Raw genomic sequence first — 15,965 nt, 5'->3', positions numbered from 1 at the left:
ATGAGAAATATATATTTGTCACTTATTTCAGGTCTCTTATTCACAGCTTGTTCGCTGGATAGAGTGCCGTACGATGCCTTATCTACCGCTACTTTCCCAAAAACAGAAGCAGATGTAGAAATGTTAGCTGTAGGTTGTTATGATGACTATGCCAACCAAGATTATACTATATACAATGACGTGTTCAGTGATAACGGTTATTGTGCCATCAATACTAACTGGGCTGTTTTTGCCAATGGTACAGCTACTCATGCCGTTCCAGGCATCAACTGGTATAACTACACTCTAATTACCCGTTGTAACAACTTCTTGCATCAGGTTACTACCAAAGAAATTCATTTCAATGATCCCAGACGTTTGGAAGTGTTGAAAAACGAAGTTCGCTTTCTACGGGCTTGGCGTTACTACATGATGGTAACTGCATATGGTGACATCCCCTTGGTTACAGAAGTGGTTCCTTCTTTGGAAGATGCCAAACTGCCGGCTACTCCAGAAACTGATGTAGTGGAATTCATCCTTGATGAACTAAATGACATCACCAAAGACGGAGCACTGGACGTAAGTCCAAAACAGAAAGGAAGAATTACACGCGGTGCTGCTTTGGCCTTGAAGGTAAGATTGTGTCTGTTCTACAAAAAGTATGATGAAGTGATTGACGCTGCCAATGAAATCAAGAGCTTGGGTGTGTATAATCTGTACCAAGAAGGTGAAGTTCCTTACTCTGAATTGTTCAAAGAAGCCAATGAAGACAACTGCGAAATCATTCTGGCTGTAAAGAAAGTAATGAACGACTACAAAAACCAAACCATCATTGAATTCTGTAACGTAATCGATGGCGGTTGGTCGGCATTCGTACCCATCCAATCTCTGATTGATGCATATGAAATGAAGGATGGTCTGACAATCGAAGAAGCTCAGGCTAAAGGTGAGTATAATCCAGAACATCCTTACAAAGATAGAGATCCTCGTTTCTATGCTACAATCCTTTACTCGGGTGCTGATTGGATGGATAACAAGGGTAGAAAGAGAATCTATAATACGCTGGACAGAAACATTAACGGTGAACCTAACAAAGATCATCGTCTTGATTCTAGAAATGCTTCTCAAACTAGCTATTCTATCTGTAAATACATGAAACCACTGACTCAATATTCAGATATAAACAACACTGGTCTGGATATGATTGTGTTCCGTTATGCTGAAATCCTACTCTCAAAGGCTGAAGCTATGATTGAAAAGAATACAGACCTTTCGGGTGCTACTGACTTGATTGACCTGATCAGAGAAAGAGCTGGCATGCCAAAAGTAGACAGAGCAAAATATAATACACAAGCTAAACTGAGAGAATTGCTCAGAAGAGAGCGCCGTGTAGAATTTGCTTTCGAGGGCTTGAGAAGAGATGATATCATCCGTTGGGACATTGCCAAGGACGTACTGAATGGTCCAATCTATGCTTCTAACCAAGGTACCGTAGATATGGATACAAGCATTCCCCAAGAGGAGCGTGCTACAATTTTCCAAGGTGAAAAGAACCAGGTGGTACTCGAGATCCGTAAATTCAGGAACCGTTACATGCCGATTCCACAAGCTGAATTGGATAAGAACCCGAACTTGAAACAAACTAACTTCAAAATATAATTTTATTAAGTAGTCCTAATATTTGTTGGGTCCCTATGCTATGATGGATGCTTGGTGTCGTCATCGAGTATAGGGACTTACTTTTTAATTGTATACCATGAGAAAAATATCAATTTTAATTGCGGCTTTAACCCTCAGCATAAGCCTGAAACCACTTGCCGCTCAGAATAAAAAGGTTTTTATCATCGATAAACAGACCGTCTATCAAGAAATAGACAACTTCAGCGCCTCAGACGCTTGGCGCTGCGCCTTCATTGGTAAAAACTGGCCTCAAGAGAAAAAAGAAAAAATTGCCGACTTACTATTCAAACGTGAATTTGACGAAAAAGGTAACCCCATCGGTATGGCCTTGACTAACTGGCGCGTAAACATCGGAGCCGGAAGCTACGAAAACCGTGAAGCAAAGGAGGTGGATAACTCCTGGAACCGTACCGAATGTTTCCTCTCACCCGATGGTAAATATGACTTTACCAAACAAGCTGGACAACAATGGTTCATGAAAGCGGCCCGTGAACGAGGCATGAACAACTTTCTGTTTTTCACGAACTCAGCTCCCTACTTTATGACTCGTAGTGCTTCTACAGTTTCTACTGACCAAGATTGCATCAATCTGCAAAATGATAAATTCGATGACTTTGCCCGTTTCTTGGTGAAGAGTGCCCAACATTTCCGTGAACAAGGCTTTCACGTAAATTACATCAGCCCGAACAATGAGCCAAACGGGCAATGGCATGCCAATTCCTTCCAAGAAGGCAGCTTTGCCACCAAAGCCGACCTTTACCGCATGGTAGAAGAATTGGATAAAGCAATCAGCGAAGCTCAAATCGACACAAAAATTCTAATTCCAGAAGTAGGTGACATGAAATATCTATTTGAAATTGATTCGATAGCTAAAACTCCAGATGATATCATCCACTCTATGTTCTACAAAGACGGACAATACAGCGTGCTGAAGTTCAAAAACCTGTTTAACTGTGTAGCAGCACACGACTATTGGTCGGCCTACCCCGCTACCTTGCTGGTGGATATACGTAACCGAATTCACAAAGAGCTCTCAGCCAACGGTCACAACACCAAATTTTGGGCATCAGAATACTGCATTCTGGAAAAGAATGAAGAAATTACTATGCCAGCCTCTCCGGAACGCAGCATTAACCTAGGCTTGTATGTAGCCCGCATCATCCACAATGATCTAACTTTGGCAAATGCTTCGGCTTGGCAATGGTGGACTGCCGTATCACTAGGCGAGGATGTGCCCATTCAGCTATTGCCACTTGAAGGTTCAAACGGATTGTCACTACAATATGACGGTGAAATCTCTACCACCAAAATGCTGTGGACTACTGCCAACTACAGTTTCTTTGTACGTCCGGGTATGAAACGTATCGCCATAAAACCTACCTATAAGATAAGTGACTTGGAAGCCGCTACTTCACTGATGATTTCATCGTATACTGATGGGAAAGAAGTGGTGACCGTAGCCATCAACTATTCAAAGGAAAATCAGGTGATTAGCCTAAACTGTGACCATGCCCAAAAAGGAAAAGTTTATCTGACCACCATCGACAAGAATCTGCGATACATGGGTGAACAACCGCTGAAAAAGTTGCAGCTGCCAGCACGTTCGGTAGCTACCATTGTAGTCGAAGACAACTAATTAAACCCGTTGGCGGAATTAACTTAGTATATATTTAACTCTGCCAACGGGTATCTTAAATAAAATAGAATAATAAAAACGAACTCTATTGATCTGTAAATTGGCCATTCCAAACGGAGAGCCACAGAAAAAAGAATAATTCAAAAGATTGGATAATCAATGCACTAAAGAGAAAAATAAAAGATAAATAATTAATTTTACATATTAACTTTTAATCATTTCTTTTGTATACTTGTGAAATCTCACACCTAAAAATACATAATAAAAGCCTATTGTTTATTTTTATCTTTTCTTTATTAGTTCTTGTAACAAAAACTCTTTAAATGAGAATGTAGCTCAATAAGAAGAAGCTAAGTTTTCTATTTCTAAAGGTGATAATTACAGAAGCTATCAAACAACTTTTTTCTTCTCACACATCCCAAACGCTCTCCCTTGAAAGTAGGACATTATTAGACGAATATAATTTCACAAAATCCATGATAGCAAATCTTTTGGATAAACAAGAAAAACTCTACCTTGTACCCTCTACTAAAAAGGAAAATGAACTTTTAGCAGGGATTATCCTTAATGATGAAATTATTTATCTACTAAAATTTTCAAAGGCATCTGATAACATTTATACTCTTTACAACGAAACAAACGAACCTATATGCGATGTCAAATATGATTTTGAAAAACAAAATATAGTTATTATTAGCAACTATGGAAATGATGCTATCCCCCCTACAACACAAGTTGGTACAGTTTTGTTTGTAATATAGGCATTGGATCGCTGCAGGTGCACTTGTGGCACCAACAATGAGAGCCAGTGTTGGTATGGTTGTATATAAGGTATTAGTACAGATGTTGATGTGCTAATAGCTACTTTTTTATTCAAGTCGCTTCAAATATAAAAAATGAAAAACAAACAATTAAAATAAAAAGCGATATTGATTATATTGGATTCTATCGTTTTTTTACACTATCTACATTGCAATACCTATTTCCAGAACATAAATTATCTCTGTTCTCCAACTCATAGTCAATACCGACTTCCTATTCCGCCTGCACCACTCCTGTTAAAGGATCAGTAGCTATTTTATCACTTTCATTTCCACCGGTTGCTCCTTCGTTTCATCCAAAGGATCCGCTTGATATTTTACATTGTCGAAATTTATCGTTTTCAAATCAATGCAACGGATGTTGCTGTTGTACATGGTACGATAATAAACCTTCTGGTCCCGTATATCGCACGCAACGGTAAACTGGGTGGCACTCGGTACATTGGCTGACGCCTTTCCCCAGGGCTGTTCACTACCCGTCGGAATATCAAAGTTGTTCAGAATATGGAACGCTTGGAACACACTTCCTTTTGCATCGGGTTGTTGTGGTGCCGTAAGTTGGAAAAAGGTGGCACGCACAAAACGGGATGGAGGTGTAAAATCACCGGGAAGTCCCAGCAGACCACTGCCATGCCCGAAAGACTTCGGCTCCAACGGCCCGAAGTTATGTTCAGGTAACGTGCCCGGTTGTAGGTTGATGTAATTGTTCAGATTGGTCCAATGCCATTCAAGACCCGGTGAATTGGTTAACACGCCCAATGGATTGTCGTAGAAGTTCATCATTTCATTTACAATCTCCAACACCACCTGTCTTCCGGATGCTTCGGTAAAGCGCCAATGCACCGTGGACGAACGGGGATCAATATTGATGACACGCACCTGCGAAAGGGCCTCCTTCACTTCATCTACCGTGCTGCATTCTGCCAGCACATATGATACCAACTGAAAATCCGCAAGACTCTTGTCCCTCTGTGCCGCATCATAAACAGGATACCTACCATAGTTCGGAAAATAGTATAATCCGGCGGAAAGTCCCTTTTCGTTCATGCCCTCCACCACAAATTCCTTCTGCTCTACCGCCAGGCCCACAAAGCCATGCTTTGCCCTGAACTTAAGTCCATCCATACCGGAGGGAGTCAGTGACTGCAACTCTTGAGCGCGCGGCACAACCACATACATACAGTTCATTACACTTTCCGCCCATTCAATGGTACGTGCGACAACGGTTGCACCATCCTTGCTCTTCAAGGTAATACCCGTACAGGCTCCCGCCGGTATTTGCGGAACGCTACATAAAACTGACATCAATAATGCTGATAATTTTGTATTCATACTTTCTATTTTAATGGTCGTTTATGGTAGTGTAACACATTCCATTCCCGAAAGGTTGATTACAATAGAGAGGAATTATTCATTTTAAACAGACAGGGAGATATGAATATATTTTCCTTAAATGGCAGCATACAGCAGAAAAATGCAAGGAAGAGGACATATCCCCAAGGAATAGACCACTCTAAATATTACATTTGAGTATTATTTGTAAAAGCTGGTTTTACAAACTTATCTTTTGTCGTGGTGAATTTTACCAGTGGTGAGATACGAATATCAAAATTAGATGTCTGAATATCACGAGGTGTTACTGCCCGACCACAGATAGGGCCCATAAAACTGTCATCTGTAATTAGTTATTAATAATAAAAGGTGACAAAATTGAATCAAATTGCTCTTCTGTATATTCCAACCCTGTGTGGACTGTATACGTCATTTGTTGCTTTCGTTGTGCTGCAACATAGCCAATCTGCTAACCACAGAACTGTATACATGGCAAATGGTAAAGAGAATGTCAAGCGTAACCGTATGAAAGGGTCGGACAAGACAAAGTACTAATTTTACGATATGTACAAAACGGAAGCTGGCAGGTACGGTAATTGAAGCGTGTTTGTTGCCAGCATGAAACGGCAGGGTGTAGAAGTGCATTTCAGGCACATGGAACAGAGCAATAAGCTACAGGACATCGTATTCACTATGGACAGCTACCATTTCAATGGTTCCAAAGTGGGCAGGCGTTTCAGTTATTCTAAGTTTGGTACAACTCTTTTTTCGTGGGCTGTACCGCCTCTGTTTGCCAGTGGAAGCCTCTGCTGCCGGATATGAGTTTATTTCCATATGATATGTCTCTTTGGCTGTACTTCTTGCGACATGCCCAAAAACAGCGGTCCCCGTCTACATCCGGAGTATCCGCTGGAGAAGAATTCAAGGTGGAGTATAGGGCTTTCTCAGGCCGCCCTTGGCAGGTCTTTGTAGAGCATGATATCGGTATAGGAGGAGTTGTAATTCATCCGTGCGGTAAGTGTGGACCGGCCGGCTCCCTTGAAAGGATTACCGATCCCGGGATGCTCTTCCATCCAGCGGCAAAAATCCAGTATGGGGGATTTCCCGGAAGTGAAATAGACAAACGGGTGTCCTTTCAGTACCAGCAGGACATCCAGGTAATCCGCCAGCTTCCAGTCCATCTTGTATGTACTGATATCCGTTCCCATATAGGGGGGATCAACCAGGAATACCACTCCCGGAAACACCCCGTATGTGTCTGCCAGTTCCTTATAGTCGTAGCAGACTACCTCAAGCCCGTCCAGATAGCCGTCACACCGGTAGTCAGACTGGCGTATCTTGTTATAAAAATACAATCCTTCAAGTTCCTCCATGTTTTGTGCGTATTTTCCGGAAAACAGTAGGGAAGTAGAGAGGGTAAGATAGTCCACGAAACCGGTTGTCTCCTCCAGCCTGATGCGTTCAAGGAAAGCCTCGCGCATTTTTCCGGTAATCTTCTGATGGCGGGGATATATCCCGACTATTTTACGGAGATCTCTCAGCAGGGTATTGGTCCGGTCAATGTTTTCCAAACGCTCGCGGTAGTTGTCATGGTCATTGTATATGACCACCGCATCCGGCCTTTCACGTTTGGTAATGTGTGATAGCAGGCCGGAGCCGCCGAACAGGTCGACAAATATCGTTTTGTCATCAAAATGTTTCAGGATCTTTTTGAATTCCGATACGAACATGCGCTTCTGCCCCACGAAAGGGAGCGGAGCACGGGAGTAAGTCTTTTCCTTTTTCATAATCATTTTGTCGTGTAATATATGTGTTTGTATTTCCGGGCAGCAAAATTCTTCAGTTTTTCCCATGAAAACAAAAAACGGACGGCATTTATACTGCATGGAACGTACACTCCTTTTTGAATCTTCCGACGATTTCATAGATCTTCCGTTCACAGACGCCGTGCCGGATGGAGAGAACGGCGACGCAGTACGTCACCTTATCACCCTGCCGGCGCATCTGTTCATACTCCTTGTACAGGTCGATATATTTATAGTCATCCGGTTTGAAACCCATGCGGGTCAGACGTTCCAGTAGTTCTCTATTAAAATTTAAAATCTCAAATAGTGTCATAGCGAATATTTTTTTATCTTTGCAAAGCCAATCATTCATATACAGATAAAAGCGCATCCCGCGACAAGGGTATTTACCCCCGGTCGTGCGGTGATGCGCATCTGTATGTTAACGAGTGATTGGCGTTGCTTTTTAACAGGCCGGGGGCTTTTTCTTGAACTGCCCACAGTGAATTCCCTGATCTGGAAATCCCCGAAACTCCTGTCCGTATATGACCTGATGTCTTTTGCGCCCGCAAGATAAGACAGAAAGTCGCAATTTTATTGCGATGTAGCTTTTCCCATGAAAGAAATACGTTATTTAACCAAGTATTCTACTTAAAAGAGTATATTACTAATATAGCATAATACATCACATATACATTGTTACTATTAAAGTATTATACTATTAAATGTATTTAAATATAAATACTATTAAAGTAAAACATGACAAAAAGTTTGGTCAGCTCCCCAAAAACAGTTACATTTGCAGGGTAATAATCAAGGAGGTGCAAACGTATGAAAACAATTACAACGGCATGTGTGAACCATAAGGGAGGTGTCGCAAAGACAACCTCGCTGCTGAACCTGGCAGCCGGGATCGCACGGATGTATAAGAAAAGGGTCTGCATTATCGATGCGGATCCGCAGGCGAATACGACAATGGCAGCGTTCGGGGAGGAAATGGCAAGCCTTCCCCGGGAGGTTCTGCTCGAGAGTGCGCTACAGGACTGTATGCAGGACACTCCGCCGGAGTTAAAGCCGCAAAAGTGGCTGGAGAAGGTGGACATACTGCCGGCCTCCCTGGATCTGGCGGCTACGGAAGTGATCATGTACACCACACCCGGAAGGGAATTCCTTTTCAGGGAAATAGTAAAGGGGCTGGAAGAGAAGTATGACCACATACTTATCGACTGTCCCCCATCATTGGGGATCATCACGCAAAACGCGCTGATGGCAAGCGATTACGTGATCATACCTACGGACGGAAATTACTTCGCCATGAAAGGAATTGAAAAGATACACTATATCATCGGCCTGCTCAAAAGGAAGCTGGGAGCCGATGTCCGGGTACTCGGATACTTTATGACCAAGTACAATGCCAGGAGAAAGCTGGATGTGGATATCAGGGAGAGTCTGGTAAGAAGTTTGGGAGATGGTGTCTTTGAAACGGTAATACGAAGCAATGTTGCCCTGGGAGAGGCACAATACAAGGCACAGAGCATATTTGACTATGCGCCTTCGTCAAACGGGGCTGATGACTACAGGGAGCTGGTCAAGGAGTTCCTGGGCAGAATTAAAAAAATAAATAAATAGAAGAAAGGCAGGATTATGAAAGACTTTACATCGAAAGGAATATCCCTGGAAAACATGGTGGGAGAAACCCCGGGAAAAGAAAAAGGTATGACAGAAAAAACATCACCCAAAACGAACCAGACCGTCGCGCTGACGGAAGATCTGAAATGGGAGTTACGGACGTTCGCTTCGGACCATCGCTGCAGGGGAGTCAAGACACTGCTTGAAACGATGATAGAATGTTTCGTCAGGGAAGACGGTACGCTTGACCGGGATAAGCTGGAAAGATTCTGGCGGGAATACGTTAAGAAGTAAAATCTGAAAACGCATAAAGAAGTAACTTCCAATAAAAGTAAAACACTGGGTTTTGTAAAAAGTAAAATAATGAAAATATTTAGATATATATTGCTCGCCTCGCTAACCTGCACGCTTTTCTCATGCGGCCCGGATGAACTGATACCGGAATCCGTGCCACCGGTGGTGAATCCCGGGGATAAGGACGAGCCGGGTGAAGAACCGGAAGAGCCGGAAGAGCCGGAAAAGATACAGTTAGCCATCACGGCATCGTTGCAGGACATGCAGCAGACCAGGGGAATCATAGAGGCTTTTGCTCCCGGCCATGAAATGGGAGTGTTTATCAGCACAGACCGGACGGATGAAGCGGCAGGTACAAAGAACGCCTCCTATCTTTTTGACGGGAAAGTGTGGAATGCCGGACAGGATGTACCGGTGGAAGCGGACGCCGATGTGGTCGCATACCTCCCATATAACCGGGAAGTGACCGATTTCAAGAGCGTGCCTTTCGATCTGGCAGCCCAGAATGACATCCTGTACGGAGTGGCCAAAGTGACCAAGGATGTACCGACGGCCAGCCTGATGATGCAACACGCCATGACACTGGTACGTGTGCGGCTGATGAAAAACGAATATATGGGCACCGGGCTTGTCTCGGATATGACATTCGCCGGTGTATTTATATCAGGAACAGTCAACGCCCTGACCGGAACGGTTACAAAAGATTATAATCACGGCCGGGGTTCGGTAAAAGTCGGGGGGAACTATATGCTCAATGACGAAAGTCCCGTCATTGTCGATGCCATCATGATACCAAGATCCTCTTATGAAGAACAGGCGGCTTCTGTCAGCTTTGTCATCGACGGGCAAAAGCACACGTACACTTTTCCCATACAGCATGAATGGAAAGCCGGCATGAAATACACCTATACCCTGAAGATGACAGGAAACTACAATGCGCCGGTCAATAAAGAGCAGGTGGATATCGATGTTGAGTATTGGGGACAGTATGGCAAGACCGATGATATTGTACTCAATCCGAATCCGGAAGATTACGAGTTTACCATCTGGCCCAATTATACGGAGTACGGATATGACTGCTACCAGAATGAAGGCAAGGTATTCGGGACATTCTATTACCCCTGGTGCGGCACTTCGGAAGGTGAAATGCGTTTCGTGTTCATGAAACAGGGTACGAATGAAATTGTGGAAAAGTTCCAGCCGATCGACATCAAGACGAATGGTGGATGGGATGGCAAGCGCATCCAGTGCTACATCACCTCCGTGCCGGGAACATACCAGCTCGTTCCGTTGTTCCGCAGGAAAGGAGAAACCATGTGGTGTAGGGCAGCGGATTATGATCACGGCAGTACGGATTGGGAGTGGCTCTATGAAGTCAAAGCACCCGCACCGGATGATCTGCCGGCATTGCGCATGATGGAGGTGGAAGGACAGGGATATACCTCAATTCTTGTATATCCCGTCCCTGACGAGACTTCATGGAATCTGGTATATACTTTATCCAATAAGGGAGAAAAAGCCCTGAGAGGCGAAATAAAAGCGGTCTGGGAGAGGGAATTCAAGCTGAAGTCCAACTCGTATCGGCCAAGTGACAAAAAAGAAGGTGCTATTAATGATGATCAGTGGAGAGATGAAGTAGGCCGTGTATCGGTTAATGTTCCGGTAGGAACCCGTTTTTGGAAGGGAATTATGAGTTGCCAGTTTCCGGAAAGGCGATTAGAACCTAAGCATGGAGGTATTGGATATGCAAGCCCTATTATACACTTGTACTGGAAAGCTGAAGGTTCTGGTGAATGGGTTTTACTTCGTTGTGATGCTGATTATTTATTCAATCGCAATTACGGTGAAGGATACATATGGGATGAAACAACGAATTTTATAAGAATAATGCCCCAAAGTTGGCAACAAAAATAGAAAATATGACAATATTTACAACAGATAATCAACTGAAGTAAGCAAAATATAATGTAATTCATTTGGCATAAAATGAATTTAAGGTGGAGAAGTCCCCGCTGCAGTGATGCACCGGGGCTTCATTATTTATGATGATTTATGGCATGGCACTCTTTTACTTAAAGAGAGTGCGTCAAAACTTACCTTTTATGCCTTCTATCGTCGTTGCAACCTCCTGTCTTGCTATTTACTACTTCCAAGCGGGCGGTACAGCACTGTAATTAGAGGCCTTATTGCAATTTTTCGCAAATGCATTATAAGCCTTTATTTTGGGATAGAGGGAGGTATTCCACATTTCCGGCAAAGATGTTATCCAGGAACAGTTCTCAAAGCAAGAGGATACATTTTCAATCGCCCTGCAATTCTCAAAAACATTACCGGGTACAGTAGTAACATGGGACTGCCGGAAAGTTCCCCTGAAAAAAGTCGCCTTTACGCATTTTGCGAATAAACGTTCGGGGACCGTACTTATGTTCAGCAGCTCAAAAGTGGAAGCAAACTCTTGCGCATTTACGCAATCATCAAACAATCCTGCCGGAATTGATAAAATATTAGGTATAGCCGAGAAGGTAGAATTAAACTTTACGGCAGAGGAACATCCCCTGAATGTATTGGCAGGAATAGAATTTAGGGCTGTGTAATGGAATGCTAAAGAGAAATCAGTGCATTTATCAAAGCCTTCAAACAATCCATTATAAATGGTATGCAAATTTGTACATTGATCAAAAATATTAGCGCAGGTTGTCACTCTTCCTTTACAACTTTCAAACAAATCACATTCTATGCTTTCCAATGATTTCATTCCGCTAAAAGCATTCTCCAGTGACGTTACACAACTTATATCAATCGTGTTCTTTAAAATAGACTTTGCCGGACAGGGATTTGTATACTGAAGATCACTGTTACGTGTACCTCTAAATGAAAAAGCAGTAGCAGTCGGTCCCTTGATTGTAACAGTGTACTCCCCATCTGCTGAGTATGTATGGTAACTGCCTGGATATTGGGTATATCCGGGAGCACGAAGGTCTACCTCTTGGGCTACTGTACCATCTCCATAATCGATAATATAAGGACCGGAACCCAGAACCGGCATCGGTACAATTTTATTTGCACTGGCACGTACGGTAAATACCAACTCAGCGCCGGATTTAAAGTTTGCGGTAATCGTACTGTTGCTATTATGCAGGGTCGCGGTGGTAGCCGGGCTGCCCGGGTTCTCAATCGTTACATCACCCTCTGTGACCGTCCAACCGGCAAATTCGTACCCGCTCTCCGGGGTGGCCGTAATGCTGATCGGCTTCTCCACGCGGTAGCTGTTTGTACCTGATGGGGACACCGAACCTCCGGTTCCGGCATTCACTGTTAGATCACGCTTCTTTTCTTTAAAGCCACAGTGAAAAGTGTGATCCTGGCCTTCTAAGTAAACATTAAAAGCAGATGTTCCTGACTGTGTATAGTCATACTTTTTAGGTTGGTTTTGCGGACCGCCATAGAAATAATTAACTTCATAGCCGGCATCAGGATGGGCTTCCACTGGAATGGCTTTTTTACCATCATATAGCCCTGCTCCGGTTGCATACCCCCCTTCGAAATCCACTCTTCCGTCCGAGGATCTGGTTACCGGGCCTATCATCCCTTCTCCCTCGATGATGATACGCGTATCACCGGTAGGGGTTGGTTTGTTGTTATCCAACTCTTGTTCCGCCACTTCTTTCTGGCAGCCTGTAAACATGGTCACCATTGCGCCCAACAGTAAAAATCTTACTTTTTTCATAATGAATCGTTTTTTAATGTTTGTTATAATTGTATGTATCATACTCTTTTTCTTTAGGCGTATCCAATACATCGGCATCGATACGGGCTTCAACCGTTGCATGTAATACGAAATTATTTCCAAAGTAATACGTATTACGCCTCCTGCTGAACCTTATCTCGGCTCCCATCAGGCGGAGCTCCTCCAGATAATTGTTGATTGTCCGCCTGCTTACCCGCAGCAAGGAGGCCAGTTCGTCCAGGCTTCCGGTCCTTTCCATCCGGATCAGCCGGTACACCCGGTTGATCCTCTCTATATAGCTGATAACTGAAAGGGTGGTCATAATCCATCCTCCTGTCCGGTTGATTCCAGGAACTTGCGGAAATATCTCTCTTCCAGGTACAGGCATTTCATCAGCTCCGCTTTTCCTTCCCGTTCATACTTCTGCCGCAGCAGGGGAAAATCCGTCGAATAGAGGTACCATCTGATCAACCCTTTCGCCTTACTGTCGAGAACCGTCGTATCCGTCCCTTCCATCGCGTATTCCAGGGAAAAGAAATACAGGTTCTTCAGTCCGTATTTCTCAAGGAAGGCAAGGTCTTTCGGGCAGGCCTTCAGCCCGTCCAATGCGATACACTTCAGTACCAGCTGTTCTATTTCCTGTTCAATCGTCATAGCCATACCAGTATGGTTTTATAGGTTTACCGTTTTTTCTGATTTCATAATGCAGGTGGTAGCCCGTACTCTTTCCCGTGCTTCCCGCAAACGCGATTACAGCCCCTCTGTCGACTTTTTGACCTTCTGTGGTGTAATACGCGGCTAAGTGAGCGTACAGCGTTTCAAAGCCATAAGAATGGCGTATAATGACACATCTTCCGTACCCCCCTTTCCTTCCCGCGAAAGAAACCGTTCCCGAGGCGGTGGCGTAAACCGGGGCTGCCAGCTCCACGCCCATGTCAATACCTGAATGGAAACTGCGTTTGCCGGTTATGGGATGGATCCGGATGCCAAAGCCGCTGCTCTTCCTGAACCTGTCTTTCAGGGGACAGGCGAGCGGGAGCTTGTCGGACACTCCGTACCGGGAGAGTATATCCCGGTAGCTTTCCAGTGTCTCCAGGCGTTCGCACCTTTCCAGTGCCTTGTCGAGTAGTTCCTTTCCGCCGTTTGAGCCATTGAAGGGGAGGCAGAAAAGCAATAGGGGCAGCAGTAGTTTCATCGGGCTATCCTCCTTAATATTTTGTCGGCTTCATCCTCCGTTTCCTGTTGCTTTCTGCTTCTGAATACCTCCTCTGCTGTCAGCAGCGACTTGTTCTTCAGTTTGTACAGGAAATGCCGGCCGCCGTTCCTCTCCTGGATCTCGATGATAAGCCGTTTCTTATCCGGGATGGTGAACTTGTTCATGGCCACAGTGAATGTCCGGCTCTCATGCGCCGGTATCTCTTCCGGATAATCGAAAGTGAACAGGATGTTCTGCTCGAGCTGCTGCACCGCCGTTTTTTTGCGGATCTTGGCATCCTGGATATAGAAGCGCATGAAATCCGTCGTATAGCCGATCTGTGTACGGTTTGTCAGTGTCATGCGCAGCAGCAGGACATCCCCGTCGATGAAGATATTTCCGACTTGGAACTCCATGCCGGAATTCTTGTCCCTGAGTCCCAGATCCAGCGGGGCACGTTTCGCGACAGCCTCCCTGATCCTTTCCTTCTGCCCGTAAGAGCGTTCCTTCTCGTCAAGTATGGCCACCCTCTGGGTATCCTCCTTGTCGATGACGAAGCTGAAACGCTCCGGAGCGGGCACATAGCGCAGGTCGAAAGTGTAGAACTTTCCCCCTTCAAGCACGACCGATATGTTCGTATCCTCCTTATAGGGCTGGACAGCTTTTACGGCCAGGATATTATCCACCCCCTCGGCCTTGTCTACCTCCACGTTCGTGCTTCCATAATCCACGTAGGTGATACCGGCAGGGAAGATAAGGAACAGCTGCTTTTCTTTTCCTACCGGCAGCGTATGCGGTGCGGGGGCTTCTCCGCCTATACGCACATAACTCTGAGCCGGATGTGCGTTGTAGCTGATGGAGTACGAATAGAACTTTGTGTCGGCCGTCACCACCGACAGGGTTGTTTCCCCCGGGAAGTTCTCTTCCGCCGCCTTCAGGCGTATGATTCCCGGGCAATTGACCACTTTCTCACCGATGACGTAATCCCCTCCGATGCTGTAATACTTCACTTCAGTAGGGAAGATCAGGTGCAGGGTCTTTTCATACCCGATCTGCAGAGGAACTGCGGAGAGTTCCTCGATCTTCTGCGCTTTCCCTGAAAGGAAAAACAGGAGAAGCAGGGTGGTGATGTAAATTGGTTTTAGTCTCATATCTACTTATTAAATTTTGTTTTAATTACTTTGTCCGTTAGAGTTATTACGCAGTTTTATTACTTTTGTACTCAGTTAAGTATTCATCATAAAATATAATCTCAATGGCACAAACAACAAGTCTTTTTAAGGACCTCTCTGAAATAGTGACAAAATTCCCAGAACATTATCAGGACTTTATCAGATGCTTTATTATCTGCTCTTTCATGTTGTATCCAACATTTTTTCTGTTTTCATCTTCCTTTGAATCATATACATTATATACACAACTTTTACTCGTAGTGGGAGGCTCTGCCATATATACGGCTATTTTTATCCCCCTATTTGTCATATTGATCGGAAAAGCAGGAATGAATTGTCCGCCTTTTATATTGTCCTTGTTTCTTGGTTATACTATTTTTAAATTCCAGTATGAATTGGGCATCTCGAATGAAGCTCGATTTTTTATGAATCTTTTAGTTGTCAGTACTATTGCTGGTTATATTATAGTTTTTCTTAAATGGTGCGGAGATTCAATATATAAGAAAATAAAAAAACGAAAGAAATAGCTATTCATTCTCCTTGGAATAGTTTTCGGTATTTTTCGGTTTTTCTTTCTTTTCTTCTCCATCCACAGATGCCTTTTCATCACTTCTGTATATAGACAGTATTAGAATAACTCCACAATAGAAGCTTAGAAAGAGTATGTCGCTTCCCGATAACTCTTTTATTTCATTTATAATTTCCTGTATTGTCAT

At 44.0% G+C, this 15,965-nt stretch carries 16 protein-coding genes; 7 read left to right on the top strand and 9 right to left on the bottom strand.

The annotated features are described in order from the left end of the window. The 3 genes from DBK98_RS13345 (at position 1) to DBK98_RS13335 (ending at position 4,056) form a co-directional block, all read left to right on the top strand. Positions 1–1,638 carry a RagB/SusD family nutrient uptake outer membrane protein gene (locus DBK98_RS13345; RefSeq protein ID WP_010992524.1) on the top strand — a complete coding sequence of 546 codons (1,638 nt, stop codon included), beginning with the start codon at positions 1–3 and terminating at the stop codon, positions 1,636–1,638. A 97-nt stretch (positions 1,639–1,735) separates the two neighbouring features. Next, complete coding sequence (locus DBK98_RS13340) at positions 1,736–3,295, top strand: glycoside hydrolase (RefSeq protein WP_032536377.1); 1,560 nt, start codon at positions 1,736–1,738, stop codon at positions 3,293–3,295. Between the two features lie 476 nt (positions 3,296–3,771). After that, positions 3,772–4,056, top strand: a complete 285-nt coding sequence (locus DBK98_RS13335; protein WP_005797283.1) for a hypothetical protein — start codon at positions 3,772–3,774, stop codon at positions 4,054–4,056. A gap of 312 nt (positions 4,057–4,368) precedes the next feature. Here the strand turns inward: DBK98_RS13335 and DBK98_RS13330 are convergent, their stop codons facing one another. Beyond that, the gene (locus DBK98_RS13330; RefSeq protein WP_005797284.1) at positions 4,369–5,448 is read right to left on the bottom strand and encodes a linear amide C-N hydrolase; all 1,080 of its coding nucleotides are present in this window, start codon (positions 5,446–5,448) and stop codon (positions 4,369–4,371) included. 618 nt (positions 5,449–6,066) lie between these two features. Between DBK98_RS13330 and DBK98_RS13325 the strand changes: the two genes are divergently transcribed. Then, a complete protein-coding gene (locus DBK98_RS13325; protein ID WP_017141570.1) occupies positions 6,067–6,270 on the top strand; it encodes a hypothetical protein in 204 nt (67 codons plus the stop codon). 122 nt (positions 6,271–6,392) lie between these two features. Here DBK98_RS13325 and DBK98_RS13320 read toward each other — a convergent pair whose 3' ends face one another. Both DBK98_RS13320 and DBK98_RS13315 read right to left on the bottom strand, forming a co-directional pair. After that, positions 6,393–7,334, bottom strand: coding sequence for a DNA adenine methylase (locus DBK98_RS13320; protein WP_005797286.1), 942 nt, complete (start codon positions 7,332–7,334; stop codon positions 6,393–6,395). Beyond that, on the bottom strand, positions 7,324–7,566 hold the full coding sequence (locus tag DBK98_RS13315) for a hypothetical protein (RefSeq protein ID WP_005797288.1): 243 nt from the start codon (positions 7,564–7,566) through the stop codon (positions 7,324–7,326). The genes DBK98_RS13320 and DBK98_RS13315 overlap by 11 nt, the downstream gene beginning before the upstream one ends. Before the next feature lie 497 nt (positions 7,567–8,063). Here DBK98_RS13315 and DBK98_RS13310 point away from each other — a divergent pair, with 497 nt between their 5' ends. The 3 genes from DBK98_RS13310 to DBK98_RS13300 all read left to right on the top strand — a co-directional run bounded on the left by DBK98_RS13310 (position 8,064) and on the right by DBK98_RS13300 (position 11,069). Beyond that, a complete protein-coding gene (locus tag DBK98_RS13310; RefSeq protein WP_010992516.1) occupies positions 8,064–8,861 on the top strand; it encodes a ParA family protein in 798 nt (265 codons plus the stop codon). Between the two features lie 15 nt (positions 8,862–8,876). Then, complete coding sequence (locus tag DBK98_RS13305; protein WP_032536378.1) at positions 8,877–9,155, top strand: hypothetical protein; 279 nt, start codon at positions 8,877–8,879, stop codon at positions 9,153–9,155. Between the two features lie 69 nt (positions 9,156–9,224). Then, the gene (locus DBK98_RS13300; RefSeq protein ID WP_032536379.1) at positions 9,225–11,069 is read left to right on the top strand and encodes a fimbrillin family protein; all 1,845 of its coding nucleotides are present in this window, start codon (positions 9,225–9,227) and stop codon (positions 11,067–11,069) included. Positions 11,070–11,298: 229 nt separating this feature from the next. On the opposite strand, the gene DBK98_RS13295 is transcribed toward DBK98_RS13300, so the two are convergent. The 6 genes from DBK98_RS13295 to DBK98_RS13270 all read right to left on the bottom strand — a co-directional run bounded on the left by DBK98_RS13295 (position 11,299) and on the right by DBK98_RS13270 (position 15,965). Then, positions 11,299–12,882, bottom strand: a complete 1,584-nt coding sequence (locus tag DBK98_RS13295) for a hypothetical protein (RefSeq protein WP_032536436.1) — start codon at positions 12,880–12,882, stop codon at positions 11,299–11,301. Between the two features lie 13 nt (positions 12,883–12,895). After that, the gene (locus tag DBK98_RS13290) at positions 12,896–13,204 is read right to left on the bottom strand and encodes an HTH domain-containing protein (RefSeq protein WP_032536380.1); all 309 of its coding nucleotides are present in this window, start codon (positions 13,202–13,204) and stop codon (positions 12,896–12,898) included. Continuing rightward, positions 13,201–13,542 (bottom strand): hypothetical protein, encoded by a 342-nt coding sequence (locus DBK98_RS13285; RefSeq protein ID WP_005800322.1) that lies wholly within the window; start codon positions 13,540–13,542, stop codon positions 13,201–13,203. The genes DBK98_RS13290 and DBK98_RS13285 overlap by 4 nt, the downstream gene beginning before the upstream one ends. Then, positions 13,526–14,077, bottom strand: a complete 552-nt coding sequence (locus tag DBK98_RS13280; RefSeq protein ID WP_032536381.1) for a M23 family metallopeptidase — start codon at positions 14,075–14,077, stop codon at positions 13,526–13,528. The genes DBK98_RS13285 and DBK98_RS13280 overlap by 17 nt, the downstream gene beginning before the upstream one ends. Further along, complete coding sequence (gene traN / locus DBK98_RS13275; protein ID WP_032536383.1) at positions 14,074–15,228, bottom strand: conjugative transposon protein TraN; 1,155 nt, start codon at positions 15,226–15,228, stop codon at positions 14,074–14,076. The genes DBK98_RS13280 and traN overlap by 4 nt, the downstream gene beginning before the upstream one ends. A gap of 548 nt (positions 15,229–15,776) precedes the next feature. Continuing rightward, on the bottom strand, positions 15,777–15,965 hold the full coding sequence (locus DBK98_RS13270) for a hypothetical protein (RefSeq protein WP_032536385.1): 189 nt from the start codon (positions 15,963–15,965) through the stop codon (positions 15,777–15,779).

Origin of the sequence: Bacteroides sp. PHL 2737 (assembly GCF_004115325.2) — a bacterium.
Classification (GTDB): domain Bacteria; phylum Bacteroidota; class Bacteroidia; order Bacteroidales; family Bacteroidaceae; genus Bacteroides; species Bacteroides hominis.
The sequence above is the reverse complement of the archived record's forward strand: the minus strand, read 5'-3'. Positions and strand labels throughout refer to the sequence as shown.

Bases quoted from the DNA above. Each gene is read 5' to 3' on its own strand.
- DBK98_RS13310 (WP_010992516.1), top strand. From the start codon at position 8,064: ATGAAAACAATTACAACGGCATGTGTGAACCATAAGGGAGGTGTCGCA.
- DBK98_RS13325 (WP_017141570.1), top strand. From the start codon at position 6,067: ATGAAACGGCAGGGTGTAGAAGTGCATTTCAGGCACATGGAACAGAGC.
- DBK98_RS13305 (WP_032536378.1), top strand. From the start codon at position 8,877: ATGAAAGACTTTACATCGAAAGGAATATCCCTGGAAAACATGGTGGGA.
- DBK98_RS13295 (WP_032536436.1), bottom strand. From the start codon at position 12,882: ATGAAAAAAGTAAGATTTTTACTGTTGGGCGCAATGGTGACCATGTTT.
- DBK98_RS13300 (WP_032536379.1), top strand. From the start codon at position 9,225: ATGAAAATATTTAGATATATATTGCTCGCCTCGCTAACCTGCACGCTT.
- DBK98_RS13290 (WP_032536380.1), bottom strand. From the start codon at position 13,204: ATGACCACCCTTTCAGTTATCAGCTATATAGAGAGGATCAACCGGGTG.
- DBK98_RS13345 (WP_010992524.1), top strand. From the start codon at position 1: ATGAGAAATATATATTTGTCACTTATTTCAGGTCTCTTATTCACAGCT.
- DBK98_RS13340 (WP_032536377.1), top strand. From the start codon at position 1,736: ATGAGAAAAATATCAATTTTAATTGCGGCTTTAACCCTCAGCATAAGC.
- DBK98_RS13320 (WP_005797286.1), bottom strand. From the start codon at position 7,334: ATGCAGTATAAATGCCGTCCGTTTTTTGTTTTCATGGGAAAAACTGAA.
- DBK98_RS13330 (WP_005797284.1), bottom strand. From the start codon at position 5,448: ATGAATACAAAATTATCAGCATTATTGATGTCAGTTTTATGTAGCGTT.
- DBK98_RS13270 (WP_032536385.1), bottom strand. From the start codon at position 15,965: ATGACAATACAGGAAATTATAAATGAAATAAAAGAGTTATCGGGAAGC.
- DBK98_RS13280 (WP_032536381.1), bottom strand. From the start codon at position 14,077: ATGAAACTACTGCTGCCCCTATTGCTTTTCTGCCTCCCCTTCAATGGC.
- DBK98_RS13315 (WP_005797288.1), bottom strand. From the start codon at position 7,566: ATGACACTATTTGAGATTTTAAATTTTAATAGAGAACTACTGGAACGT.
- DBK98_RS13285 (WP_005800322.1), bottom strand. From the start codon at position 13,542: ATGGCTATGACGATTGAACAGGAAATAGAACAGCTGGTACTGAAGTGT.
- DBK98_RS13335 (WP_005797283.1), top strand. From the start codon at position 3,772: ATGATAGCAAATCTTTTGGATAAACAAGAAAAACTCTACCTTGTACCC.
- traN (WP_032536383.1), bottom strand. From the start codon at position 15,228: ATGAGACTAAAACCAATTTACATCACCACCCTGCTTCTCCTGTTTTTC.